This window comes from Streptomyces sp. NPDC051214 (assembly GCF_040682375.1).
Classification (GTDB): Bacteria; Actinomycetota; Actinomycetes; order Streptomycetales; family Streptomycetaceae; genus Streptomyces.
This window is the reverse complement of record NZ_JBFBAT010000001.1, coordinates 412,732-438,266: the sequence shown is the minus strand read 5'-3', so window position 1 is coordinate 438,266 and position 25,535 is coordinate 412,732. Positions and strand designations below refer to the sequence as shown.

The following is a 25,535-nucleotide window of genomic DNA, read 5'->3' as shown; positions in this document are numbered from 1 at the left end:
TCCCCAGGAGGCGCGCATGCCCACGCGTGAAAGCCGTGAAAGCAGTGCCACGACGACCGAGGCCGAGCCGGCCACCGACGCGGTCGCACTGCGCAGGAGCGTCGCCGCGGGAGCCGTGGGCGTGTTCGTGCACTGGTTCGACTGGGCCGCCTACGCCTATCTCGCCGGCACGGTCGCCACCGTGTTCTTCCCCGCCGGCGACAGCACGACCGGACTGCTCGCGGTGTTCGGCGTGTTCGCCGTCTCGTTCGGCATCCGGCCCATCGGTGCCCTGGTCTTCGGGCCGCTCGGCGACCGGATCGGCCGCAAGCGCACCCTGTCCCTGGTCATCTTCATGATGTCGGGCGCGACCCTGACCATAGGCCTGCTTCCCGGCTACGACTCGATCGGCATCGCCGCCCCGGTGCTCCTGGTGGTGCTTCGCCTGATCCAGGGCTTCGCCGCGGGCGGCGAGTTCGGCAGCGCGGCGAGCTTCCTCGCCGAGAGCGCGCCACGGCGCCGCCGCGGATTCGGCGTGAGCTGGCTGGAGGTCGGCTCCCTGCTCGGCTTCCTCGCCGGTTCGTTCGTCTTCCTCGTCCTGTCCTCGACGCTCGACGAGAGCCAGCTCACCGCCTGGGGCTGGCGCATCCCCTTCCTGATCGCCGCACCCCTCGGCGTCATCGGCTTCATCATCCGCAGCAAGATCGAGGACACCCCGGAGTACCGGGCCCTCGAAGCGGGCGGCACCGTGCCCAGCAGCCCCGCCAGGGAACTGCTCCGCTCCCACAAGCGTGAACTGCTGCAGGCAGCCGGGCTGATGGCGGCCATGCACGTCCCCTTCTACGCGGTGCTGACCTACCTCGTCACCTATGAGACCGACCACCTGGGCCACTCGGACGGCAACGCGGCCCTGTTGTCCACGGCCATCTCGCTGATGGGCCTGGTGCTCGTGCCGCTGTTCGGCGCGCTGTCCGACCGGGTGGGTCGCAAGCCGGTGTTCGTCGGGGCGACGCTGGCCCTGCTGGTGCTCTCCACCCCGGCCTTCCTCCTGATGCGGACCGGACTCGCGGGCACCTGGGCGGCCGGGCTCGTGCTCGGCGTGATCCTGGCGGCGATCCTCGGCACCTACGCGGTGTGGTCGGCGGAGATCTTCCCCACCCGCACGCGTCAGAGCGGTCTTTCCGTCGCGTACAACATCACCGCGGCGCTGTTCGCCGGGACCGTGCCCTACCTGATGACCGTGCTCATCTCCGCGACCGGCAGCACCCTGGTGCCCGGCCCGTACCTGATGGTGTTCGCCGTGGGCGGCCTCATCGCCGCCCTGACCCTGAAGGAGACCGCCGGCACCACGCTGCTGCGCCCCGAGGACGTCTCTCCCGAGGACGTCTCCCGTACGCCCGCGGAGTCCCACGCGCCGGCGGCAGAGCGGGTGTGACCGTCGCCGCCGCATAGGGTCGCTGCGCACACCGTTCACGGTTCACCGGGCACAAGGGTCTCGTATGACGTCACCGCTGGGTTTCACCCTCGTTCAGCTGCGCTACTTCCTCGTGGCGGCCGAGCGTGGCTCCATGACCGAGGCGTCGGCGGAGCTGCACGTCGCCCAGTCGGCCGTGTCCGCCGCGGTCCACAACCTGGAGCAGGATCTCCAGGTGCAGCTCTTCATCCGGCGGCGGGGCCGGGGCCTGACCCTGACCCCCGCCGGGGAGCGGCTGCAACAGCAGGCGCGGGACCTGCTGGCGCGCGCCCGTGAGGTCCACCGGGAAGCCCGGGGCGACGGTGAGACCCTCTCCGGTCCGGTGGCCGTCGGCTGCTTCGTGACCCTGGCCCCGTACTACCTGCCGCCTCTGTTCAGCGAGTTCACCCGGCGTCATCCCGGCATAGAGATCGACGTGGTGGAGGAGGAGACGGACCAGCTCGTCCAGGCCCTGGCAGCGGGACGCATCGACTTCGCCCTCACCTACGGCCTGGGTCTGTCGTCCGAACCGGACCTGCACAGCGAGACGATCGCCCGCGCCCCGGCCTACGTCATCGTCGCGGCCGACCACCCGCTGGCCGGGCAGGGCAGCGTGGAGCTGGCCGAGCTGTCCGCCGAACCCCTTGTCCTGCTCGACCTCCCGCACAGCCGCGACTACTTCCACGCACTGGTGGCCGCCACCGGCACCGCGCCCGACGTCCGCTACCGCACCCGCAGTTACGAGACCGTACGCTCACTGGTGGCGCGCGGACTCGGCTACTCCGTGCTCAACCAGCGCCCGTCGACCAGCCAGACCTACGGCGGCGGCGAGGTCGCCGAGCTGCGCCTCCGGGACGGCGGCCCCCCGCTCGAAGTCAAGATCGTCTCCATGGGAGGCGTGGCCCAGACCGCCCGGGCCCGAGCGGTGATGAACCTGCTGCGGGAGATCGCCGCACGACCCGCGTGAGCCCGCGCCCCTCGACGTCGATGGGGGAGCAGACACAGAGTAAGTGGGCGCTCACGCAGGGAAGTTGATGCGGTGGAGATCGAGTGTGTTACCCATACGCAATCCCGGGGGAGGGACAAGAACCCTGGTCGGTGGCAGGATGCACCGCAGCTTGCGCAGCACACAGCGCTGTTGATCTCGCTCGCGCCCTGGTTCGAGCCTGCCCTGGAGGTCCTGTGTCCGCTCGTCGACCGAAGTCCGTTCGTTCCCCGGTGGCTGTCATGGCCCTGACCGCAGTGGTCGGCCTCGTGATGACGGGCTGCACCAGTACCAAGTCCGACAGCGACGGCGACAAGGGCGCGTCGGGGATCAAGCTCGTCTCGTCCGGCAAGATCAAGACCTGCACGCATCTGCCCTATCCGCCGTTCCAGTCGAAGAAGGACGGCAAGATCGTCGGCTTCGACGTGGATCTGGTCGACCTGGTCGCCAAGGAACTCAAGGTCGAGCAGGAGATCGTCAACACACCCTTCGAGGGCATCGAAACCGGCCAGGACTTCAACATCCGCAAGTGCGACCTGGCCGCCGCAGGCATGACGATCACCGACGAGCGCGACAAGGTCATGGACTTCTCGGACCCCTACTTCAACGCCACCCAGGCGCTGATCACCAAGAAAGGGCAGCCCTACAAGACCTTCGAGGACCTCAAGGGCAAGAAGCTCGGCTACCAGAAGGCCACCACCGGCGGCATCTACGCCAAGAAGGAGAGCAAGGGCCTCGACGTCGAGCTCGTGGAGTACGAGGACGTCGGCCTGCTGCTCACGGCGGTCAAGGCCGGCAAGGTCGACGCGGGCATCAACGACAACGGCGTGCTCTTCGAATACATCAAGGACAACCCGGACACCGAGGTGACCGCGGAGTTCGACACCGGTGAGAAGTACGGAATCGGCTTCCGCACGGGCAACGACTCCCTGCGCACGAAGGTCAACAAAGTCCTCAAGGAAGCGCGCAGCGACGGCAGTTACGACAAGATCTACAAGAAGTGGTTCGGCACCACACCGCAGAGCTGACCTCGCGCATTCACACGGCTGACCAGAGGAGTTCTGCACGTATGACCATGTCCCGACGGCGGCGGGCACGGCTGTTCCGCGGCGTCCAGTACGCCGTGCTGTTCATCGCCATAGCCGTGTTCGCGCTGGTGGCCGACTGGGGGACACTGCGCCAGGCGTTCTTCGACGTGGAGATCGCCAAGGCGCTGTTCCCCGAGGTGATCACCACCGCGCTGGTCAACACCGCCTACTACACGCTGCTCGGCTTCGGCTTCGGCCTGGGGCTCGGCATCGTCCTCGCGCTGATGCGGCTGTCCACGGTGCCTCCGTACCGCTGGATCGCCATCGCCTACATCGAGTTCTTCCGTGGCGTTCCCTCCCTCCTCGTGTTCATCGCGCTCGGCTTCGGTGTGCCGCTGGCCTTCGAGGTCGCGCTTGACATGGACATCACGGTGATGCTGTCCCTGGGCCTGGTGGGGGCCGCCTACATGGCCGAGACGATCCGCGCGGGCATCCTGGCGGTGCCCAAGGGGCAGTCGGAGGCGGCCCGTTCGCTGGGCATGTCACCGGGGCGCGCGATGGTGTCGATCGTGATGCCGCAGGCGTTCCGGATCGTGCTGCCGCCGCTGACCAACGAGCTGATCCTGCTCACCAAGGACTCCTCCCTGGTGTATCTGCTCGGCCTCTCGCTCGGCCAGTTCGAGCTGGCCAACTTCGGCCGGGACGCGCTGAACGAGCACAAGAGCCTGACCCCGATCCTGATCGCCGGACTGCTGTATCTCGTCATCACCCTCCCGCTCGGCCATCTGGTGCGGCGGCTCGAGGCCCGTACGGCGAAAGCCAGGTGAGCACCATGAAGTTGGACAAGGAACCCGACGCGCCCGCACCTTCGGGCCAGGCGATCGAGGTGCGTGAACTCCGCAAGTCGTTCGGCGACCTGGAGGTGCTCAAGGGCATCGATCTCGCGGTCGGGCGCGGTGACGTGGTCTGTGTCATCGGCCCCTCGGGGTCCGGCAAGTCGACCCTGCTGCGCTGCGTCAATCTCCTGGAAGAGCCCTCGTCGGGCACGGTGACGGTGGCCGGCACCGAGGTCACCGACCCCGATGTGGACATCGACCGCGTACGCCGTCGGATCGGCATGGTCTTCCAGTCCTTCAATCTCTTCCCGCACCTCACGGCGCTGCAGAACCTGACCATCGCGCAGCGCCGTGTGCTGCGGCGTGGCAAGGAGGAGGCGGAGCGCATCGCGCGGGCCAACCTCGCGCGGGTGGGCCTCGTCGACAAGGAGCAGTCCTACCCGGCGCAGCTCTCCGGCGGCCAGCAGCAGCGCGTCGCGATCGCTCGGGCGCTGTCCATGGACCCCGAGCTGATGCTCTTCGACGAGCCGACCTCCGCGCTCGACCCGGAGCTGGTCGGGGACGTGCTCGCGGTGATGCGCTCGCTCGCCCAGGAGGGGATGACGATGCTGGTCGTCACCCACGAGATGAGCTTCGCGCGCGAGGTCGCCGACCGGGTGATCTTCATGGACGACGGAGTGATCGTCGAGGAGGGCACGCCCGACCGTGTGGTGGGCGACCCGCAGCACGAGCGGACCCGGACGTTCCTGGCGCGCGTACTCGATCCTGCGGCGGCGGAGGTGGGCGAGGTACCGGACACCGGACCGCACGAGAAACGCGCGGACCGCTGAGCGCACCGCAGGGCCGCTGACCTGCACAGATGGAGCCTGCTCGGCGGGTCGCACGATGGCGCGAAAGCCTTCGGGCCGAAGGCGTGCCGATGTACAGTGAAGGACGCCCTTGACCCGCACAAAGCAGGCAGGGAGCCATCTTCCGGGAGTGCCTCATGCTGCGCACCATGTTCAAGTCCAAGATCCACCGAGCCACGGTGACCCAGGCCGACCTGCACTACGTCGGCTCCGTCACCATCGACGCCGATCTTCTCGACGCCGCCGATCTGTTGCCCGGTGAGCTCGTGCACATCGTCGACATCACCAATGGCGCCCGCCTGGAGACGTACACCATCGAGGGTGAACGCGGCAGCGGCGTCATCGGCATCAACGGAGCGGCCGCGCACCTGGTGCACCCCGGCGATAGGGTGATCATCATCAGTTACGCGCAGGTCGACGACGCCGAGGCCCGCACCCTGCGGCCCAAGGTCGTGCATGTCGACGGCGAGGACAACCGCATCGTGGCCCTCGGCGACGACGCGGCCGCACCGGTGCCGGGCGCCGACGACATGGCGCGCAGCCCGCAGGCGGTCTGACCTGCGCGGCCCGCAGGCGGTGCGCGACCTCCAGGAGAGCCGATGAGCAGCAGTGGGATCGAGATCCGCGACGACCGGGCGCGCGGCGTCCTCGAGGCGCGCCTCGGCGGTGAAGTCGTGGGCCAGATCGTGTACTTCACGCTGGACTCGCCCGAGTCCGCCCTGGTGCCGGTGCACACCGAGGTCGTGCCCGCCCATGAGGGCGAGGGCATCGCGGGATCGCTGACCAGGGAGCTGTACGCCCTGGCGGCGCGCGAAGGCGTCGCCGTCGCGCCCCTGTGCCCGTACGTCGTGAAGTGGGCCGAACGGCACCCCGAGGAGGCGCCCGTCGCCTCGGGGGCGCTGGTCAGCGCCGCCCTGGACAAGGTGAAGTCGGACCCGGCCGCGTGGTGACCGCCACGCTCGCCCTGCTGCACACCTCGCCCGTGCACGTGCCCGTCTTCGAGGGGCTGCGGGACGAGGACCACCCGGGGCTCGCGCTGCGCCACCTCGTGCACGAGGACCTGCTCGCGCGGGCCCGCGCCGAGGGGCCCGACGCGGTGGCCGACGACATCCAGGAACTCCTTGTACGGGCCGTCGCCGAAGGGGCGGACCTCGTGCTCTGCACCTGCTCGACGATCGGCGCCGTCACCGAGGCCCGCGCCGCCGCGGTCGGCGTCCCCCTCGTACGCGTCGACCGGCCGATGGCGGCCGCCGCCGTGGCCGCGGGGCGGTCCGTGGCCGTCGTCGCCACCCTGCGGAGCACCCTGGGGCCGACCCGCGCCCTGGTCGAGGAGGAGGCCGCCCGCGCCGGGCGGTCCGTCGACGTCACCGAGGTGTTGGTGGCCGGCGCCTGGGAGAAATTCGAGGCCAGCGACAGGGAAGGTCACGTACGTCTGATCGTGGAAGCCGTCGACGGCCTGCGCGGCGTCGACTCCGTCGTCCTCGCGCAGGCCTCGATGGCGGACGCGGCGGACCGCGCCGCTCTCCCTGTGCCGGTCATTTCCAGCCCGCGCCCCGGTCTGCGCGAGGCCGTTCTCCGCTGTGGTGTCGGCGCCAAGTCGTAGGCTGGCGGCGGGAGATGGTGATCGCTCACCCCCGGTGATCGCTCACCCCCCCCCGGGACACACCACACTTCACACGCACGCTTCACGGGAGCGGACATGGCGCGGCAGGACGAAGAGGCAGTGATCAGTCCAACCGGCTGGGTGGGCAAGCAGGCCCGCCTGTACGAGGAGTCGGGCGGCACGAAGGGCACCGGGGTGCAGGGCGTCCCCTGCCTCCTGCTCGACTACCGCGGACGGCGCACGGGCCAGTTGCGCCGCACCGTGCTCATCTACGGCCGCGACGGCGACGACTACCTCATCGTGGCCTCGAACGGCGGCGCCGACGAGCACCCCCTGTGGTACCGCAACCTCGTCGACGCCCCCGACGTACGCCTCCGCGTCGGCACCGAGGAGCGGTTCGACGCCCGCGCCGAGACACTGTCGGCCGAGGACAAGGCCAGGGTCTGGCCGAGCCTCGTCGAGCTGTTCCCCCTCTATGCGGACTACCAGGCCAAGACGGATCGCGACATCCCCGTCGTACGGCTCAGCCGCACCTGAGACCGAGGTCGGACGGCGTGGGGACGCGTGGACTCGGCAGGCGTGGGCACGCGAGGCGGGAGAGAGTGGACACGACCGATCTCCGACCCTGATGGAGGAGACATGACCGTCCCGTACCCGGACCCTGTGCCGCCGAGCCCGATCCCCGACCCGAACGGGCCGAACCCGGTTCCGGACCCCGAACGGCCCACACCCGGCCCGGGGCCCGGCCCCGTGCCACGCCCCACGCCGGGTCCGCCGCCGACCCCGCTTCCGCCGCCCGGCCCGGAGCCCGAGACGGAGCCGAAGCCGGTCTGACGGCAGACAGGTACGGCAGACAGGTGCGGCAGACAGGGAGGCCGCCGGAGTGACAGGTTCTAGGCCTGCACCTCCGAGCGGTCCCCGCCCCACAGCGTGTGGAACGAACCCTCGCGGTCCGTGCGCCGGTAGGTGTGCGCCCCGAAGAAGTCCCGCTGCCCCTGCGTGAGCGCGGCCGGCAGCCGCTCCGCGCGCAGCGCGTCGTAGTACGCGAGGGCCGCCGAGAAACCAGGCGTGGGGACACCCTGCCGGGTGGCCGCGACCAGGACCGCGCGCCAGTCGTCCTGAGCAGCGCCGATCTCCTGCGCGAACGTCTTGTCCGAGAGCAGGCTCGGCAGATCCGCGCGTGTGTCGTACGCGGCGCGGATGCGGTCCAGGAAGGCGGCGCGGATGATGCAGCCGCCGCGCCAGATGGCGGCGACCGCGCCCAGGTCGATGTCCCAGCCGTACTCCTCGCTGCCCGCGGCGACCTCATGGAAGCCCTGCGTGTACGACACGATCTTCGAGGCGTACAGCGCCTGCTCGACCTGGTCGGCGAAGGCAGCCGCCTCGGTCTCGTCCAGCGGGCGGGCGGTCGGCCCCGCCAAGTCCTTGGACGCCGCCCGCAGTGCGGAGTGGCCGGAAAGCGACCGCGCGAACACCGCTTCCGCGATCCCCGACACCGGGACGCCCAGATCGAGGGCGATCTGCACCGTCCAGCGGCCGGTGCCCTTCTGCTCGGCCTGGTCCTGGACCACGTCCACGAACGGCTCACCCGTCGCGGCGTCCACGTGCTTGAGGACCTCCGCCGTGATCTCGATCAGGTAGGAGTCGAGGCGGCCGGTGTTCCAGGTGCGGAAGATGTCGGCGATCCGCGCGGGGGAGTAGCCCGCCACATCGCGCAGCAGTTGATACGCCTCGGCGATCAGCTGCATGTCCGCGTACTCGATGCCGTTGTGCACCATCTTCACGAAGTGCCCCGCGCCGTCCGGGCCGACGTGGGTGACGCACGGCGACCCGTCCTTGGCCTTCGCCGAGATCTTCTCCAGCATCGGGCCCAGCGAGGCGTACGACTCCGCGGAGCCGCCCGGCATGATGCTCGGGCCGAGCAGCGCGCCCTCCTCGCCGCCGGAGACGCCCGTGCCGACGAAGTGGATGTCCTGCTCGCGCAGTTCACGCTCGCGGCGCCGGGTGTCCGCGAAGTGCGCGTTGCCCCCGTCGATGATCATGTCGCCCGGCTCCATGAGCGGCGCGAACTCCTTGATGACGGCGTCCGTCGGGTCGCCGGCCTTCACCATGATCACGAGGCGGCGCGGGCGTTCGAGAGCCGCCACGAACTCCTTGGCGGTCTCGGTGACGATGAACTCGCCCTCGCCGCCGAACTCCTCGACCAACGCGTGTGTCTTGGCCGCCGTGCGGTTGTGCAGGGCGACGGTGTAGCCGTTGCGTGCGAAGTTGCGGGCCAGATTGCGCCCCATGACCGCGAGGCCGGTGACACCGATCTGGGCTGACGTGCTGCTCATGCCGTGACTCCTGAGGTGGAAGTGCCGGAGGTGTTCGCCAGTATTGCCCCGCGGCGTAGCGTGACATTCCGACACTGTGTCCGACGAAGGAGCCGCCCGTGCCCCATTTCGACATGCCGCTCGACGAACTGCGCCGCTACCGGCCCGAGGTGACCGAGCCCGAGGACTTCGACGCGTTCTGGGAGAAGACCCTTTCGGCCGCACGCGAGCACGACCTGGACGCCCGCTTCACTCCCGTCGAGGCGCATCTGAGCACGGTCGACGTCTTCGACGTGACGTTCGCCGGGTTCGGCGGTCACCCGGTCAAGGGCTGGCTGATGCTGCCCGCCGGGACGACCGAGCCGCTGCCCGCCGTCGTCGAGTACATCGGATACGGCGGTGGCCGCGGTCTCCCGCACGAGCGACTGCTGTGGTCGGCCGCGGGCTTCGCGCACTTCGTGATGGACACCCGGGGTCAGGGCAGCGGTGGTTCGGCGGGCGACACGCCGGACCCGGTCGGCAGCGGGCCCGCCTACCCCGGCTACATGACGCGCGGCATCGAGGACCCCCACGAGTACTACTACCGGCGCGTCTTCACCGACGGCGTACGGGCGGTCGAGGCGGCCCGCGCGCACCCGCTGGTGGACTCCGAGCGGATCGCGGCGGTCGGCGGCAGCCAGGGCGGCGGGATCACCCTCGCCGTCGGCGGACTCGTCCCGGATCTGGCGGCGATCGCCGCCGACGTGCCGTTCCTGTGCGACTTCCCGCGCGCCACGACCCTCACCGACCGGCCGCCGTACCGCGAGATCGCGCTCTACATGAAGGCGAAGCGCGGCGTCGAGGAGCGCGTCTTCCGAACGCTGTCCTACTTCGACGGGGTGCATTTCGCGGCGCGGGGCACGGCGCCCGCGCTCTTCTCGGCGGCCCTTGAGGACATGACGTGCCCGCCGTCCACCGTCTTCGCCGCCCACAACTCCTACGCGGGGGCGGAACGTTCGATGGAGGTGTACTCCTTCAACGATCATGAGGGCGGTGGCCCCTACCAGCAGAGTGTCCAACTCCAGTGGATCCCGGAGCACTTGAAGGGCTGACCGGTGGTGCGTTCCCTCGGTCGCGCGCCCTTGTCACGCCTCGGTCGGAGCGGCTAACTTGCCGCCTTGTCGTGTGTCCGACGTGACTGTGTTGTGTGTGACTGAGGGAGCTCTCATGGCCGTACGCGGTCGGCACCGCCGGTACCAGCCGAACCGGATCAACCGAGCTTCGCTGACCGTCACGGCGGGCGGCGCCGGGATGGCGCTGCCGCTGATCGGCACGGGCACGGCGGAGGCTGCCGACGTCGACACCTGGAACAAGGTCGCCGCCTGCGAGTCCACCAACAACTGGAGCATCAACACCGGCAACGGCTACTACGGCGGCCTGCAGTTCAAGCAGTCCACGTGGGAGGCGTACGGCGGCACGGCCTACGCCCCGCGCGCCGACCGGGCCACCAAGCACCAGCAGATAGCCGTCGCCGAGAAGGTCCTCAAGGCACAGGGGCCGCAGGCCTGGCCGGTCTGCTCGGAGCGGGCAGGCCTGACGCGGGGCGGTGACGCGCCCGACATCACGCCGATGAGCGCGCCCAAGAAAGCCGCGCCGAAGGCTCCCCAGCGCGAGGTCAAGGACGTCAAGCCGGAGGTGACCCCGCAGTCCACCGCGGGCCGCGGCCAGATGTACACCGTCGTCCGCGGCGACACGCTTTCCGGGATCGCCGACGAGCGCCGGGTCAGCGGCGGCTGGCGGCAGTTGTACGAGGCCAACCGCGCGACGATCGGCGCCGACCCCGACCTGATCACGCCCGGCCAGCGGCTCGCGATGCAGGGGCAGAAGAAGGCTCAGAAGGCGGAGGCCGCGCCGAAGCCGCGTACGCAGCCCAAGCAGCGGGCCGAGCCCAAGGCCCAGCCGAAGCCGAAGCCCCAGGCCCAGAAGGCCGAGCCGAAGAAGGCGAAGCCCGCCCAGGCCACGCAGGGCATGTCCGCGCCCGTGGCCGCCTCGCCCAGCACCCCCTACCGTGCCGCGGGCGGTTCCTGGTCGAAGGGCTACCACACGGGTGTGGACTTCCCCGTGGCCACCGGAACCTCCGTGAAGGCCGTCGCCGCGGGCACAGTCGTGTCGTCCGGCTGGGGCGGCTCGTACGGCTACGAAGTGGTGATCCGGCACGGCGACGGCAAGTACTCGCAGTACGGCCACCTCTCGGCGCTCACCGTGAAGGCCGGGCAGAAGGTGGGGGCGGGGCAGCGCATCGCGCGCTCGGGGTCCACGGGCAACAGCACGGGCCCGCATCTGCACTTCGAGATCCGTACGGGGCCCGGCTTCGGCTCCGACGTCGATCCACTGGCGTACCTGCGGGCGGGTGGCGTCCGGATCTGACGCCTCTCAGGAGCCGATGCGCTCACGGCCGTGGCCGTGGCGGAACAGCACCCGCCGGTGCGGGCCGGCCGCGGGCTGGGACGGCACGGCGGGCAGCTCGTGCGCCCGCTCATCGGGCCGCTTCTCGGGCTGCTGGTCGTGCGCCACGGCGTCCGCCGCCACGGGGCCGCCCTTGGCCACCTGGACCGTCGAGGCCGCGGCACCCTGCGCCGCGCCGATCCGCTCCGTGGTCAGCAGGATCAGACCGCCGGCCGCGACGACCCCGAAGCCCAGGGCGACGGCGGTGCCCGCGGAGCCGTAGCGGAACGATTCGCCGAAGAGCGTGAGGCCCACCGCGGCCGCCACGACGGGGTTCACGACCGTCACGGTCGACAGCGGGGCCGCGAGGCCCGCGCCGCGGTAGGAGGCCTGCGAGATCAGGACACCGGCACCGGCCAGGACGGCGATCACGGCGAGGCTCGGCACCTGCCGCGTCAGCGCGATGCCCGCGTCCAGGTCCACCGCCACCGTCTTGGTGAACACCGAGGCGATACCGAAGGCGACGCCCGCCGCGCTGGCGAGCAGCACACTGCGCACCACCGGGTGACGGTGCACCGCGTGCGCCACGACCATGAGCGTCACCACGGCGCCCGCGGTCACCAGCGCCACCATGACCCGCTCGGCACCATCCAGGGACTGCACGTCCGCCGACTGCGTCAACGACAGCAGCCCGGCCAGACCCACCGTCGCCATGATCGCCCCGCGCCACGCGGTGGCCCCCGCCTTGCGGCGCACGAAGAGCGCGGCCATCGGCAGCGCGAAGACGATGGTGAGGGCACCGAGCGGCTGCACCAGGCTCAGCGGCCCGTACGCGAGCGCCACCACGTGCAGCAGCGCACCCAGGCCGTTCAGCGCGATGGCGACCCACCAAACGCCGCGGCGCAGCGGGGCGTACCGCCGCTCCGGCATGCTGACGGCGACGCGCTCCTGCAGAATGGCCCCGCCCGCGTACGCCACGGCGGAGACGAGGGAGAGCAGCACGGCGAGCGTGAGGGCACTCATGAGGTGCTCCACGGCTTGCGTTGCGCCCCCTGGTGGGCCCGGGGCGTCCGGCGCGGCGAACGGTCGGCTTCCATACACACCACGATCTCGCGAATTTCCCTCCACGTCGTCGTACCTCAGCAGGCATTGGGTCCTACTGCCGATGGAGTACGACCAGAGAGATGTCCTCCCCCGGGTGGGTTACGCGGTGGTTCGGTGGATCATCCGAAATCTCGAAAATTCTTGCGTACGGGCCCCTCGCAACGCCCCCGTACGGGCCTCAGGGGGCGCCGTAAGCGGGTCGGCGCGCGGGCTGCGGGACACTGCCACTCCGTGCCGCTCCCACCTCGTCGGACGGCCGCCGGCCCGTTTCGGACGCACCGGCTGACCTGGGCTTTCATGGTGCGCGGTCCTAACCTTGAGGTCTCGTGGAGAGGGGCCCGGATGCACCGGAACGTACGCAGCGTCGACGACGTCCTGAAGCTCATGGACGGCCTGTTCGCGCCGGAAGCCGACCGCTGGACCGCCGACGCGGCGAGCTGGTGGGACGGCTTCTACACCGACCGCGACCGGCCGGTGCCGTTCTTCGTGGCGAAGCCCGACGAGAACCTGGCCTCGTACGTCGAGCGTGGCCTCATCACCCCGGGGCGCGCCCTCGATCTGGGATGCGGTCCCGGACGCAACTCCCTCTACCTGGCCTCCCTGGGGTTCCAGGTGGACGCCGTCGACCTCTCCCCGGCAGCCGTGGACTGGGCCGAGGAGCGGGCCCGCGAGGCCGGGGCGGACATCCGCTTCCACCGCGGCGACGCCTTCGTGCTCACCGGCACGGAACTGCGCGGCCCCTACGACCTGATCCACGACTCGGGCTGCTTCCATCACCTGCCGCCCCACCGCCGCGTCAGCTATCTCTCCCTGCTCGATCGTGCCCTGGCCCCCGGCGGCCACCTCGCCCTCACCGCCTTCGCCGCCGGAGAAGCGGGTTCCGGCTCCGAACTGCCCGACGCGGACTTCTACCGCGCGTCCGGACTTCAGGGCGGCCTCGCCTATACGCCGGAGTCCCTGCGCTGGATCTTCTCCGAGCTCACGGAGGTCGAACTGCGCCGCATGCGCGACGAGCCCGCCGATTCCCCGCGCTTCGGCGAGCCCTTCTTGTGGACGGCACTGTTCCGCCGGGACACCTAAGCTCTACTGCCGTGAAAGCCCCTCTCGACCTGACCGAAGTCGGCTCCGTCGGCGGATTCTTCGCCCTGCGCACGGGCGCACCGCCCGCAGGTCCCCAAGTGACGCCCCTGGCACGGCTGTACGCGGGGGACGACGGGCCCCTCGCGTTCCGCGTCGACAAGGTCGCCGCCAAGCTCGGGGCGCCCGACGCGCGCGTCGCGGTGTCCGTGGCGCAGTTGGGGCTCGCGGCGCGGTTGTGGTCGGTGGCGCTCGGCTCGGCCGCGCTGCACGGCGAGGTGCCGGACCTCGATCCGGTGCGGCTGCACTGGGACGCGGACGGCAGCTCCCCCGACGACCTGTGGCTGACCGAGGTGCGGACGCGGCCGGGCGACGCCGCGCACCTCCGGGACGTCGTGCAGCACGCCCATCTGGCGCCCCTGGCCGACGCGGTCCGCACGCGGTACCGGATCTCCGCACCCCTGCTGTGGGGCAACGCGGGCTCCGCGCTCGCCGGCGCGGCCCGCGAACTGGACACCTGGGCGCACCGCACGGGACGTACCCACGTAGGGGAGCGGGCGCGGGCGCTGGCCGCCGAGCTCTTCGACCACCCCGACCTGCGCGGCACCGGAACGATGCGCGGCACGGCGTTCCGCCGCCGCAGCTGCTGTCTCTACTACCGGTGCCCGAGCGGCGGCCTGTGCGGGGACTGCTGCTTCGACCGGCCGCCCCGGAGGTCGGTGCGGGCCTCTTCCCCACCGGGCGCTTCTGGGTGACCATGAGGGGGCGGACGACCGGCGGCTGGGGTGGACGGACGGAGGTTCTGCGTGCGAGTAGGACTGCTCACCCGGGAATACCCCCCGGATGTCTACGGCGGGGCGGGCGTCCATGTCGAGTTCCTCGCACGGGAGTTAGCGGCCCTCGTCGACGTCGACGTGCACTGCTGGGGCAACGGCGCAGCCGGTGAAGGCCCCACGCGCCATCAGGCCTGGGACTCCCTCGACGGCGCCAACGACGCCCTGCGCACCTTCTCCGTGGACCTGTCCATGGCGGCGGCTCTCACGGGCTGCGACCTCGTCCACTCCCACACCTGGTACGCCAACCTCGCGGGCCACATCGGAAAGCTCCTGTACGGCATCCCGCACGTCATGACCGCGCACTCCCTGGAGCCGCTGCGCCCGTGGAAGGCCGAGCAACTGGGCGGCGGGTACGCCCTCTCCGGCTGGGCCGAGCGCACCGCCGTGGAGGCCGCGGACGCCGTGATCGCCGTCTCGCGCGGCATGCGGGCCGACATCCTCAACTGCTACCCCGGCATCGACCCGGCGAAGGTGCGCGTCGTCCACAACGGCATCGACACCGGCCTGTACCGCCCCGTTCCCGGCACGGACGTCCTCGAACACCTGGGGATCGACCCCCTGCGGCCGTACATCCTGTTCGTCGGACGCATCACCCGGCAGAAGGGGGTGCCCCATCTGCTGCGCGCCGCCAAGGAGTTGGACCCGGCGGCGCAGCTGGTGCTCTGTGCCGGAGCGCCCGACACCCCGCAGATCGACGCCGAGTTCCGCACCCTCTTCGAGGAGCTGAGCCGGGCCCGCGGGGGAGTCCACTGGATCCCGGAGATGATGCCGCGCGAGCAGATCATCCAACTCCTCACGCACGCCCGCCTGTTCGTGTGCCCGTCGGTGTACGAGCCGCTCGGCATCGTGAACCTGGAGGCGATGGCCTGTGGCACCCCGGTCGTGGCATCGGACGTCGGCGGCATCCCCGAGGTCGTCGCCGACGGCAGCACGGGCCTCCTCGTCCCGTACGAGGAGAAGGAGCCGGCAGCCTTCGAGGCGCGGCTCGCACAGGCGCTGAACGAACTGGTCTCCGATCCGCGCACCGCGGCCCGCATGGGCGCCGCCGGACGGGACCGGGCCGTCAGGGAGTTCGGCTGGGACGCGGTCGCGCGACACACGACCCGCGTGTACGAGGAGTTACTCGAGTCCAAGTGATCCAAGTGATCCCAGTTAAGGGGGCGGCGCGATGCGCGGTGGACCTTCGGTGCTCGGAATCGTCCTGGCGGGCGGTGAGGGCAAGCGCCTGCAACCCCTCACGGCCGACCGGGCCAAACCAGCGGTCACGTTCGGCGGCACCTACCGCCTCGTCGACTTCGTGCTCTCCAATCTCGTCAACGGCGACGTCATGCGGATCTGTGTGCTGACCCAGTACAAGTCGCACTCCCTGGACCGGCATGTCACCACCACCTGGCGGATGTCCAGCCTCCTCGGCAACTACGTCACCCCGGTGCCGGCCCAGCAACGCCTGGGCCCGCGCTGGTATTTGGGCAGTGCCGACGCGATCCTGCAGTCCCTCAACCTCGTCCACGACGAACAGCCGGACTACATCGCGGTGTTCGGGGCCGACCACGTCTACCGCATGGACCCGCGTCAGATGCTCAACCAGCACTTCGAGAGCGGCGCCGGGGTCACGGTCGCGGGGATCAAGGTGCCGCGCTCGGAGGCGTCGTCCTTCGGCATCATCACGCCCGCGCGGGACGGCACCCGCGTCGAGCGTTTCCTGGAGAAGCCCACCGACCCGCCGGGCCTGCCGGGATCGCCCAACGAGGTGTTCGCCTCCATGGGCAACTACGTCTTCACCACCAAGACCCTCGTCGACGCGATCCAGCAGGACGCCGAGGACGACCACTCCAAGCACGACATGGGCGGTTCGATCCTGCCGATGCTCACCGAGCGCGGCCTGGCCCAGGTGTACGACTTCGACGACAACCACGTGCCGGGGGAGACCGCGCGCGACCACGGCTACTGGCGTGACGTCGGCACGCTCGACGCGTACTACGAGGCGCACATGGACCTGATCTCCGACCAGCCGGTCTTCAACCTGGACAACCGCCGCTGGCCGATCTACACGCATCCCGGCGGCCTGCCGCCCGCCAAGTTCTGCGCGGCGGGCATCGCGAGCGAGTCCATCGTCAGCCCCGGATGCGTCATCCGGGGGCAGGTCACACGCTCCGTGCTCTCACCGGGCGTGACGGTCGAGGACGGAGCGGTCGTGCAGGGTTCGGTCCTGCACGACAACGTGCGTGTGGGCAGGGGAGCGGTGGTGCGGGGAGCCGTCCTCGACAAGAACGTGGACGTCCCGCCCGGGGCGACGATCGGCGTCAATCCCGAGCGGGACGAGGAGCTCTACACGGTGTCGAAGGGCGGCGTGATCGCGCTGGGGAAGGGGCAGGTCGTTCCCATGTAACCGCCCCGCGCCCGTGTCCGCTACAGCACCCGGCGCCGGCGCCCCAGCCACGTCTGGGCGATCACCACGAGTGCCAGGAAGGCGCCGCTGACCACCTGTTGGTAGGCGGAGTCCAGCGAGCCGATCTGGTTGATGACGTTCTGGATGACCTTCAGGAGCAGCACGCCGACCAGTGATCCGCTCATGAAGCCGAAACCGCCGGTCAGCAGGGTGCCGCCGATGACGACCGCGGAGATGGCCTCCAGTTCCATGCCCGAGCCGAGGATGGTGACGCCCGAGACCAGCCAGGCCGCGTTGAGCGCGCCCGCGAGGCCCGCGCACAGGCCGGAGAGGGTGTAGACGGTGACCTTGGTGCGGGCCACGGGGGCGCCCATGAGGGCTGCCGCGTCCTCGTTGCCGCCGACTGCGTACACGTACTGGCCGAAACGGCTGCGGCGCAGGACCACGGCGCCGGCGACGAAGAGGGCGAGGGTGATCCAGACCGGTGCCCCGATGCCGAGGAGCTTGCCCTGGCCGAGCGTCGCGAAGAACGAGTCCTTGTCGACGAGGTAGGTCTTGGAGCCCTCGTCGGTGATGGACAGCAGGATGCCGCGCGCCCCCAGCATGGCGGCCAGCGTCACGATGAAGGGGGCCAGGCGTGAGCGGGCGATGAGGAGGCCGTTGACCAGGCCGATGAGTCCGCACACGGCCAGCGGCAGGAGCAGCGCCACCGCCGTCCCGTACTGCGATCCCCAGGCCGCAAGGACCCCGCCGAGGGCGAACAAGGAGCCGACGGAGAGATCGATGCCGCCGGTGATGATCACGAAGGTCATGCCGAGGGCGACGACCGCGAGGAAGGCGGAGGAGACCGCCATGTTCTCCAGGTTGTCGGCGGTCAGGAACGTGTCGAAGCTGAGCGAGGCCGCGATGACGGCGACCACCAGGGTGACCAGGGCGCCGTGCTGCTGGGCGAGTGCGCTGACGCGCTCGGAGCGGCTTGCGCCGGTCTCCTCGTCCTCGGGCTTCTTCATGGGCTTGGCCTCGGATAGGACGGTGCCGGTCACCGCTTGCCCCTCTCCCGTGCCGCGTAGACGGCGAGAATGATCACTACCGCCTGGGCGATCTGTGTCCAGGAGGGCGGCAGATCGTGCTTGATGAGCGTGGTGGTGAGCAGCTGGATCAGTACGGCGCCCGCGACGGTGCCGCCGATCCGTACGCGCCCGCCGCTGAGCGGGGTGCCGCCGACCACGACGGCGGTGATCGCGGACAGTTCCATCAGGTTGCCGAGCGAGGTGGGGTCGCTCGCGGTCAGGCGGGCTGTCGCGAGGACGCCCGCGATGGCGGCGAGCACGCCGGAGCAGACGTACACGAGGATCAGGACGCGCCGTACGGGCAGTCCCGCGAGGCGCGCGGCCGGGCGGCTGTCACCGATGGCGAGGAGCTGGCGCCCGAACGTGGTGCGCCGGACGACGAAGGCCACGACGAGCGCGAGGGCCGCCGCGATCAGGACGAGGTAGGGGATACCCAGGACGTCGCCGGAGCCGAGCGAGGCCATGGTCGGGTCGCGTACGTCCTTGAGCTGGGGCAGGAGCACCAGGGCGAGTCCGCGCCCCGCGACCATCAACGCGAGGGTGGCGACGATGGGTTGGACGCCGATGAACGCGATGAGGGAGCCGTTCGCGACACCGATGACCGCACCCCCGATGAGCGCGACGATGAGCGCGACCCAGGTCCCGTAGCCCAGATAAAGGGAGAGCAGGGACGTGGAGAGCGCCATCACCGAACCGACGGAGAGGTCCACGCCCTCGCTGCCGATGGCCAGGGCCATGCCCAGGGCGACGATGAGGACGGGGGCCACCTGGACGGCCTGGGTGCGGAAGTTCTCGGCGGAGAGGAAGTGCGGGGTGAGGGCGATGTTGAGGATCAGGAGGACCGCGACGCCCAGGTAGACGCCGTAGTTCTGGAGGAGGCCCAGGATGCGGTCGCGGTCGGTGTACGTTGTCGCGCCGACGGCGTCCGTGGCGAGGTCAGTCATGGTGGTCTCCGGGGCCTCCAGTGGTGGCTATCGCGCGCATGAGGGCGTCCTCCGTGACCTGGGAGCCCGTCAGTTCCTCGATCACCGCGCCGTCCTTGAGGACGATGACCCGGTCGGATCCTTCGATGAGTTCCTCCATGTCGGAGGAGATGAGGAGCACCGCGAGGCCGTCGTTGGCCAGTTCGTCGATCAGTTTCTGGACTTCGGCCTTCGCGCCGATGTCTATGCCGCGGGTGGGCTCGTCGAGGAGGAGGACCTTCGGGTTCATCGCCAGCCAGCGGGCCAGGAGGACCTTCTGCTGGTTGCCGCCGGACAGCTCGCCCACCTTCTGGTGCGGACCCGAGGCCTTGATGCGCAGCCGCTTCATGAACGTGTCCACGATCGAGTCGATCGCCGCCTCGTTGACCAGACCGAGGCGGGAGAGACGGGGGAGCGCGGCGAGTGCGATGTTCTCGCGGACGGAGAGGCCGGGGACGATTCCCTCGGCCTTGCGGTCCTCGGGGAGCAGGCTGATGCCGGCGCGGATGGCGGCGGGCGGCGAGCCGGTACGGACCGCGTCGCCCGCCACCACCACCCGTCCGGAGTCGGGCGGCAGCGCACCCGCGATGGCCTTGGCCGTCTCGCTGCGTCCCGAGCCGAGCAGGCCGCCCAGGCCCACCACTTCGCCGGGACGGATCTCGACGGAGACACCGTGCAGGTGGTGGCGCATCGTCAGGTCCGCCGCGCGGAGGACCGGTTCGGTCTCCGGGGCGTGTTCCCCGGAGAACTTGGTGACGCCCTCCTCGCGTACCTCCCCGACCTCGCGCCCCAGCATCAGCGAGACGAGGCGGAGCCGGTCGAGTTCCGCGATGGGGCCCGTGTGCACCAGCTTGCCGTCGCGCAGCACAGTGACCGTGTCGCACACCTCGTAGAGCTCCTCCAGGCGGTGGCTGACGTAGATCACCGCGATCCCGCGGTCCCGCAGCATGCGGATGACGCCGAACAGGGTCTGGACCTCGCGGGGTTCGAGCGACGACGTGGGTTCGTCCATGATGACGACCTGCGCGTCGACCGAGACCGCTCGGGCCAGGGCCACCATCTGCTGGGTGCCGACGCCCAGTTCACGCAAGGGGCGGCGTACGTCCACGCGGATGCCGAGCCGCCGCAGGGCCTCGTCCGCCTCGCGGTGCATGCGGCGGAAGTCGATGAGGCCGAGCCGGCCGCGCGGCTCGCGGCCGAGGAAGAGATTGCGGGCCACGCTCATCAGGGGGACGAGGTTGACCTCCTGGTAGATGGTGGAGATGCCCGCGTGCTGTGCCTCGAGGGGCGTGCCGAAGGTGACCTGCCGCTTGTTGTACGTGAGTGCGCCGGCGTCCGGTGCGTACACGCCCGTCAGGACTTTGATCAGCGTGGACTTGCCCGCGCCGTTCTCGCCGATCAGGGCGTGCACCTCACCGGCGCGTGCGGTGAAGTCGACCCCGTCCAGGGCCCGTACGCCCGGGAACGTCTTGCTGAGGCCGGTGACCGAGAGGACGTCGGACATCTCAGTACGCCTTGCCGAGGTCCGCCTTGGCGTTGTCCTTCGTGTACGCGCTGTCCTTGATGACGATGTCCTGCGAGACCTTCGTGCCCTTGGTGAAGGTGTCCAGGGTCTGGAAGGCCAGCGGGCCGAAGCGCGGGTTCGACTCGATGACGCCGTCGATCCAGCCGTCGACGATGCCCTGGACGGCGTTGCGGGTCCCGTCGACCGTCACGATCTTCACGTCACCGGCCTTCTTGCCCGCGCCCTTGAGGGCGTTGACCGCGCCGAGGCCCATCTCGTCGTTCTCGGCGTAGATCCCCTTGATGTCCGGCTTGGACTGGATGAGGTTCTCGGTGACCGACTGACCCTTCTCGCGGGCGAACTCGCCCGTCTGCTTGAAGACGATCTTCAGGCCGGGGGCCTTCTCTTTGACGCGGTCCTCGAAGCCCTTGGTGCGCTCGGTGGTGACGTTGTTGCCCGCGGAGCCGAGCAGGATCGCGACCTTGCCCTTGCCGCCCGTGGCCTTGATCATCTGGTCGGCCGCGCGCTTGCCCTGCTCGACGAAGTCGGAGCCGATGAAGCTGACGTAGTCCTTGCAGGCCTTGGCGTTGATCTTGCGGTCGATGGTGACGATCGGGATGTGCTTGGCGGAGGCCGAGCGCAGCACGGGCTCCCAGCCGTCGGAGTTCAGCGGTGCGATGACCAGCAGGTCCGCGCCCTTGGCGATGAGGTCCTGGACGTCGCTGATCTGCTTGGAGAACTGCGACTGGGCGTTCGCGGTGAGGAGCTTGACGCCGCGCTTCTTCGCCTCGGCCTTGATGGACGCCGTCTCCGCGATGCGGAAGGGGTTGGCCTCCTTCTCGGACTGGGAGAAGCCGACGGTGGCGCTCTTGAGGTCGAGCTTCTTGCCGCCGTATGCGTCTATCGCGCAGGTCGGGCCGCTGCCCTCGCTCGGTTCGGAGACGACCTGGCCGGAATCGCCCTGGTCCTTCGACGCGGAGCTCTTGTCGCCGTCGTCCTCGGACTTGGCGCATCCGGTGGCGAGCGCGAGGCTCGCGGCGAGGCCGGCGGCGAGGAGGGTCCTGGCTGAGATGCGGCTAAGGCGTGTGGTCGGCTTCATGGAGTCCCCAAAACGGCACGGCCCCGGCGCTGAGAGCGCACACGGGAGGATCGGCTCTTACGGTCACTCGGCGGTACGGGGAGCTTTTTACATCGTTGAAAGAGGGCTGTAAACCCTCCGCGCACGGGGAGGCCTCGGCTGACGACCCGCCGGTTCAGCGTCGGCCCAGCGTGCTCTCCCGCTCCACCAGGCGGAATTCGGCGGTGAGTTCACGCCCCTCGGGCGTTCCCGAGCCCTCCAGACTGCGCAGCAGCGAGGCCACCGCGAGCCGGGCGATGGCCTGCTTGTCCGGCGAGACCGTGGTCAGCGTGACCGCCCCGAACTGCCCCTCGGCGATGTCGTCGAAGCCGACCACCGCCACGTCCCACGGCACGCGCAGACCGCGCTCGTGCAGCACCCGCATGGCGCCGATCGCCACCAGGTCGTTGTACGCGAACACCGCGTCGGGCCGCACCCCCGCGTCCAGCATCCGCGCCATCGCCTTCGCCCCGTCCCAGCGGTTCCAGCCGCCGACCGGGCCCACCAGGCTGTCCGGCGCGGCTATCCCCGCCTGCGTCAACTCCTCGCGCCAGCCCTGGAGGCGCAGGTTCGCCGGGCGGTTCGCGGAGTCCGTGCGGGCGCCGAGATAGGCGATGCGGGAGCGGCCGCGGCCGATGAGGTGGCGTACCGCGGCGCGGGCCGCGGCGACGTTGTCGATCGCGATGTGGTCGTAGGGCAGGTCGTACTGCCGCTCACCGAGCAGCACCAGTGGCACGTCGTCCTCGCGGCCGAGCAGGTCGGCGGACTCCAGCTCCAGCGGGCTCATGATCAGGCCGTCGATCACCCGGGCCCGGAAACCCTGGCTGACCAGGACCTCCTGCTCGCGTTCGCCGCGGGTGTGGTCGAGCAGGACGGTGAAGTCGTGTTCGGCCGCGGCGTCGATGACCGCGCCCGCCAGCTCGGCGAAGTAGGGGTTGCCCAGCTCGGGGACTGCGAGCGCGATGATGCCCGTACGCCCTTTCCGCAGGTGCCGGGCCGTCAGGTTCGGGCGATAGCCCAGCTCGTCGATCGCCTCCTGCACGCGCGCCCGCATCGCCGGGGTGACGTGCTGATATTTGTTCACCACGTTCGAGACGGTCTTGATGGAGACGCCCGCGCGCTCCGCGACGTCCTTGAGGCTTACCCGCACGTGCAGCTCCCTGCGTCGAGGTGCACCCCTGTCCTGGGGTGTTTGTCATGGCCCTGGACAGCGCGCCGGAGAGCGTGCTGTCATGCCAACTGCCGTTCCTTCCAACGTTGTACAGATTCGTTGTACAGACTGCGGCGGTCAGCCGCCACCCCCTTCCTCAGCCTTCAAGCACCGCTTCGAGCTACGGAGGATCTGTGCGCCCCACCCGACCCGGACGCGTCAGGCAGCGACTGATTTTGCTGCTCACCGTCGCCCTCGCTTGTGCCGGTCTCACCGCGGTCCCCGCCGCGACGGCCGCCGACGAACCCCCCGAGATCCACGGCCTGAAGGGCGAGTACTACACCCAGTCCGCCCCCGGTGCCTTCGACTTCCACGAGCTCAAGGCCACCGGCTTCGACCAGAAGATCGACTTCGACAACCTCGACCCGCGCCTGGCCTTCGCCACCGGCAAGGCCGACGATGCCACCGTCCGCTGGACAGGCAAAGTGGTCCCGGAGAAGACCGGCTCCCACACCTTCTCCATGATCGGCGACAACGGCTTCAGGCTCTGGGTCGACGGCAAGCTCGCCATCGACCACTGGGTCGACGACTGGGACAAGGAACAGACCGCCCAGCCCGTCGAGTTGACCGCCGGCAAGGCCTACGACATCAAGGTCGAGTACTTCGAGCACTACGGCGGCTCCAACCTTCACCTGCGCTGGACCGAGCCCGGCGGCACCAAGAAGGCCGTCCCGCAGTCGGCCTTCCGCCTCCCCGACGGCTTCGAGTACGACGGCGCCACCTCCGCCACCGTCCTCAAGGACGGCCGCACCCTGAAGCTGGACTTCGCCCAGAAGCTCGGCGCGCCCCCGAACGGCCTCGCGGACCACATCGAGGCGGTCATCGGCGGCGCCAAGTGGCCCATCGGCACGGTCAAGGCCGACCCCGAGAACCCGCGCGCGCTCCTCGTGGGCCTCGAGGAACCCGTCGTCGGCAACAAGACGGGCACCGCCAAGGGCACCGCCGACATCCGCTACGACGGCAAGGGCGGCCTGGCGGGCGACGACGGCAAGGAGGTCGCCGCCTTCTGGAGCAGCGGCCCCAACCACTCCGAGCACCAGCTGCGCACCAAGTTCGCCGACGACGTGAAGCCGGGCAACGTGCTCCCCGAGTACCCGCGCCCCCAGCTGACCCGCGACGCCTGGCGCAACCTCAACGGGACCTGGCAGTTCGCCGCGGCCAAGGCCGGCGAGGCGCCCCCGTTCGGCAAGCAGCTCGGCGAGAAGATCCTCGTCCCCTACCCCGTGGAGTCCCAGCTCTCCGGCCTGGAACGGCACGAGGACCGCATGTGGTACCGCAGGACCTTCACCGTCCCGCAGAGCTGGAAGGTCGGCGAAGGCAAGCGCCTCAAGCTCAACTTCGGCGCGGTCGACTGGCGGTCCGAGGTCTTCGTGAACGGCAAGAAGGTCGCCGAACACAAGGGCGGCTACGACAAGTTCAGCGCCGACATCACGGACGCGCTGAAGCCGGGCAAGACGCAGGAGCTGATCGTCGGCGTCTATGACCCGACCGACTCCAAGGACGGCGAGAACCCGCCCGTCGGCAAGCAGCGCCTCGACCCCAGCGGCATCTGGTACACCCCGTCGTCCGGCATCTGGCAGACGGTGTGGATGGAGCCGGTGGCCGCAGACCACGCCGACTCGCTGAAGATCACGCCCGACGTGGCCACCAAGCAGGTCACCGTCGAGCCCAAGGGCGTACGCGACGGAGTGCCGGTCAAGGCGGTCGCGTACGAGGGCAAGAAGAAGGTCGCGGAGGCGAGCGGACGCACGGGCAGCCCGCTCAAGCTGAAGATCGCCGAGCCGCGTCTCTGGTCGCCGGACAAGCCCTTCCTCTACGACCTGAAGGTGACCGTCGGCCGCGACAGCGTCAAGAGTTACTTCGGGATGCGCACCGTCGCGGTGGAGAAGGTGAACGGCACCCCGCGCACCCTGCTCAACGGCAAGCCCACCTTCCTGATGGCCACCCTCGACCAGGGCTTCTGGCCGGACGGTCTGCACACGGCGCCGACCGACGAGGCGCTCGCGTACGACCTGAAGATGCACAAGGAGATGGGCTTCAACTCCGTGCGCAAGCACATCAAGGTGGAGCCCGACCGCTGGTTCTACTGGGCGGACAAGCTGGGCCTGATGGTCTGGCAGGACATGCCGTCCATGGACGCGGGCCGTAACCCGGGCACGGCCGCCCGCGCCCAGTACGAGTCCGAGATGAAGCAGATGATCGACGAGCACTGGAACCACCCGTCGATCGTCATGTGGGTCACCTTCAACGAGGGCTGGGGCCAGTACGACGAGGGCCGCATCGCCACCCAGGCCAAGTCCTGGGACCCGACCCGCCTGATCAACGGCATGTCGGGCCTCAACCTCGGGCGCGACGGCGGCACCGGCGACATCATGGACGAGCACGGGTATCCGAGCCCGGCGCTGCCGCCCAAGCCTGACGGTGAACGGGCGCTGATCAACGGCGAGTACGGCGGTCTCGGACTCGCGGTGCCGGGCCACGCCTGGTCCGTCCAGCAGAGTTACGTCGACGTGGACCCGGCGACGTACACCGAGGACTACCTCACCAAGCTGAACGAGGTGCGCGCGCTCGCCTGCAAGGGTGGCAACGGCGCCGTCTACACCCAGATCTCGGATGTGGAGGGCGAGTTGAACGGTCTGCTGACGTACGACCGCAGGGTAGTCAAGCCAGACGTGAAGCGGCTCAAGGCAGCACATGAGGCCTTGATCGGCGACGCGTCACGGCCCGACCCGGCAGGGTGCCCGGCGTCCTGACCGGCTTAACCCGTGGACGCGGCCCCTCCCGCTTGGCACGAT

At 70.0% G+C, this 25,535-nt stretch carries 24 protein-coding genes; 17 read left to right on the top strand and 7 right to left on the bottom strand.

What is annotated here, in order from left to right; genetic code table 11:
- Positions 1-16 precede the first annotated feature (16 nt).
- The 10 genes from AB0M70_RS02050 (at position 17) to AB0M70_RS02005 (ending at position 7,566) form a co-directional block, all read left to right on the top strand.
- On the top strand, positions 17-1,414 hold the full coding sequence (locus AB0M70_RS02050; RefSeq protein ID WP_365815329.1) for an MFS transporter: 1,398 nt from the start codon (positions 17-19) through the stop codon (positions 1,412-1,414).
- A gap of 64 nt (positions 1,415-1,478) precedes the next feature.
- Positions 1,479-2,399 carry a LysR substrate-binding domain-containing protein gene (locus tag AB0M70_RS02045; protein ID WP_365815327.1) on the top strand — a complete coding sequence of 307 codons (921 nt, stop codon included), beginning with the start codon at positions 1,479-1,481 and terminating at the stop codon, positions 2,397-2,399.
- Between the two features lie 260 nt (positions 2,400-2,659).
- Positions 2,660-3,445, top strand: a complete 786-nt coding sequence (locus AB0M70_RS02040; RefSeq protein ID WP_365815325.1) for an ABC transporter substrate-binding protein — start codon at positions 2,660-2,662, stop codon at positions 3,443-3,445.
- A gap of 41 nt (positions 3,446-3,486) precedes the next feature.
- The gene (locus AB0M70_RS02035) at positions 3,487-4,272 is read left to right on the top strand and encodes an amino acid ABC transporter permease (protein ID WP_365815323.1); all 786 of its coding nucleotides are present in this window, start codon (positions 3,487-3,489) and stop codon (positions 4,270-4,272) included.
- 5 nt (positions 4,273-4,277) lie between these two features.
- A complete protein-coding gene (locus AB0M70_RS02030; protein ID WP_365815321.1) occupies positions 4,278-5,111 on the top strand; it encodes an amino acid ABC transporter ATP-binding protein in 834 nt (277 codons plus the stop codon).
- A gap of 155 nt (positions 5,112-5,266) precedes the next feature.
- Positions 5,267-5,686: an aspartate 1-decarboxylase gene (gene panD / locus AB0M70_RS02025; protein WP_365815319.1), complete on the top strand. Its 420-nt coding sequence runs from the start codon at positions 5,267-5,269 to the stop codon at positions 5,684-5,686.
- Positions 5,687-5,728: 42 nt separating this feature from the next.
- Entirely contained in the window at positions 5,729-6,079 is a 351-nt protein-coding gene (locus AB0M70_RS02020) for a GNAT family N-acetyltransferase (protein WP_365815317.1), read from the top strand.
- Positions 6,073-6,732: an aspartate/glutamate racemase family protein gene (locus AB0M70_RS02015; RefSeq protein ID WP_365815314.1), complete on the top strand. Its 660-nt coding sequence runs from the start codon at positions 6,073-6,075 to the stop codon at positions 6,730-6,732. The genes AB0M70_RS02020 and AB0M70_RS02015 overlap by 7 nt, the downstream gene beginning before the upstream one ends.
- Before the next feature lie 96 nt (positions 6,733-6,828).
- On the top strand, positions 6,829-7,269 hold the full coding sequence (locus AB0M70_RS02010) for a nitroreductase family deazaflavin-dependent oxidoreductase (protein ID WP_365815312.1): 441 nt from the start codon (positions 6,829-6,831) through the stop codon (positions 7,267-7,269).
- Between the two features lie 102 nt (positions 7,270-7,371).
- Entirely contained in the window at positions 7,372-7,566 is a 195-nt protein-coding gene (locus AB0M70_RS02005; RefSeq protein ID WP_365815310.1) for a hypothetical protein, read from the top strand.
- Positions 7,567-7,625: 59 nt separating this feature from the next.
- Here AB0M70_RS02005 and gndA read toward each other — a convergent pair whose 3' ends face one another.
- Entirely contained in the window at positions 7,626-9,068 is a 1,443-nt protein-coding gene (gndA, locus tag AB0M70_RS02000) for an NADP-dependent phosphogluconate dehydrogenase (RefSeq protein WP_365815308.1), read from the bottom strand.
- Between the two features lie 98 nt (positions 9,069-9,166).
- On the opposite strand from gndA, the gene AB0M70_RS01995 reads away from it, so the two are divergent.
- Both AB0M70_RS01995 and AB0M70_RS01990 read left to right on the top strand, forming a co-directional pair.
- The gene (locus AB0M70_RS01995; protein WP_365815306.1) at positions 9,167-10,138 is read left to right on the top strand and encodes an acetylxylan esterase; all 972 of its coding nucleotides are present in this window, start codon (positions 9,167-9,169) and stop codon (positions 10,136-10,138) included.
- A 115-nt stretch (positions 10,139-10,253) separates the two neighbouring features.
- The gene (locus AB0M70_RS01990) at positions 10,254-11,453 is read left to right on the top strand and encodes a transglycosylase family protein (protein WP_365815304.1); all 1,200 of its coding nucleotides are present in this window, start codon (positions 10,254-10,256) and stop codon (positions 11,451-11,453) included.
- Positions 11,454-11,459: 6 nt separating this feature from the next.
- Here AB0M70_RS01990 and AB0M70_RS01985 read toward each other — a convergent pair whose 3' ends face one another.
- Positions 11,460-12,494 (bottom strand): DMT family transporter, encoded by a 1,035-nt coding sequence (locus AB0M70_RS01985; protein ID WP_365815302.1) that lies wholly within the window; start codon positions 12,492-12,494, stop codon positions 11,460-11,462.
- A gap of 423 nt (positions 12,495-12,917) precedes the next feature.
- Between AB0M70_RS01985 and AB0M70_RS01980 the strand changes: the two genes are divergently transcribed.
- Genes AB0M70_RS01980 through glgC form a run of 4 tightly spaced genes read left to right on the top strand, consistent with a single transcriptional unit; the run spans position 12,918 to position 16,877 of the window.
- On the top strand, positions 12,918-13,655 hold the full coding sequence (locus AB0M70_RS01980; protein WP_365815300.1) for a class I SAM-dependent methyltransferase: 738 nt from the start codon (positions 12,918-12,920) through the stop codon (positions 13,653-13,655).
- Positions 13,656-13,666: 11 nt separating this feature from the next.
- The gene (locus AB0M70_RS01975; protein WP_365815298.1) at positions 13,667-14,407 is read left to right on the top strand and encodes a (2Fe-2S)-binding protein; all 741 of its coding nucleotides are present in this window, start codon (positions 13,667-13,669) and stop codon (positions 14,405-14,407) included.
- A 51-nt stretch (positions 14,408-14,458) separates the two neighbouring features.
- Positions 14,459-15,625, top strand: a complete 1,167-nt coding sequence (gene glgA / locus AB0M70_RS01970; protein ID WP_365815296.1) for a glycogen synthase — start codon at positions 14,459-14,461, stop codon at positions 15,623-15,625.
- Between the two features lie 31 nt (positions 15,626-15,656).
- Positions 15,657-16,877: a glucose-1-phosphate adenylyltransferase gene (gene glgC / locus AB0M70_RS01965; RefSeq protein ID WP_365815294.1), complete on the top strand. Its 1,221-nt coding sequence runs from the start codon at positions 15,657-15,659 to the stop codon at positions 16,875-16,877.
- A gap of 20 nt (positions 16,878-16,897) precedes the next feature.
- Here the strand turns inward: glgC and AB0M70_RS01960 are convergent, their stop codons facing one another.
- From AB0M70_RS01960 to AB0M70_RS01940, 5 genes are all read right to left on the bottom strand, one after another.
- Positions 16,898-17,887, bottom strand: a complete 990-nt coding sequence (locus AB0M70_RS01960) for an ABC transporter permease (RefSeq protein ID WP_365816255.1) — start codon at positions 17,885-17,887, stop codon at positions 16,898-16,900.
- A 29-nt stretch (positions 17,888-17,916) separates the two neighbouring features.
- Positions 17,917-18,891: an ABC transporter permease gene (locus tag AB0M70_RS01955; RefSeq protein ID WP_365815292.1), complete on the bottom strand. Its 975-nt coding sequence runs from the start codon at positions 18,889-18,891 to the stop codon at positions 17,917-17,919.
- Entirely contained in the window at positions 18,884-20,413 is a 1,530-nt protein-coding gene (locus tag AB0M70_RS01950; protein WP_365815290.1) for a sugar ABC transporter ATP-binding protein, read from the bottom strand. The genes AB0M70_RS01955 and AB0M70_RS01950 overlap by 8 nt, the downstream gene beginning before the upstream one ends.
- A gap of 1 nt (position 20,414) precedes the next feature.
- Positions 20,415-21,512 carry an ABC transporter substrate-binding protein gene (locus AB0M70_RS01945; protein WP_365815288.1) on the bottom strand — a complete coding sequence of 366 codons (1,098 nt, stop codon included), beginning with the start codon at positions 21,510-21,512 and terminating at the stop codon, positions 20,415-20,417.
- Between the two features lie 154 nt (positions 21,513-21,666).
- Positions 21,667-22,680 carry a LacI family DNA-binding transcriptional regulator gene (locus AB0M70_RS01940; protein WP_365815286.1) on the bottom strand — a complete coding sequence of 338 codons (1,014 nt, stop codon included), beginning with the start codon at positions 22,678-22,680 and terminating at the stop codon, positions 21,667-21,669.
- 194 nt (positions 22,681-22,874) lie between these two features.
- Here AB0M70_RS01940 and AB0M70_RS01935 point away from each other — a divergent pair, with 194 nt between their 5' ends.
- Positions 22,875-25,493, top strand: a complete 2,619-nt coding sequence (locus AB0M70_RS01935; RefSeq protein ID WP_365815284.1) for a PA14 domain-containing protein — start codon at positions 22,875-22,877, stop codon at positions 25,491-25,493.
- Positions 25,494-25,535: the final 42 nt, after the last annotated feature.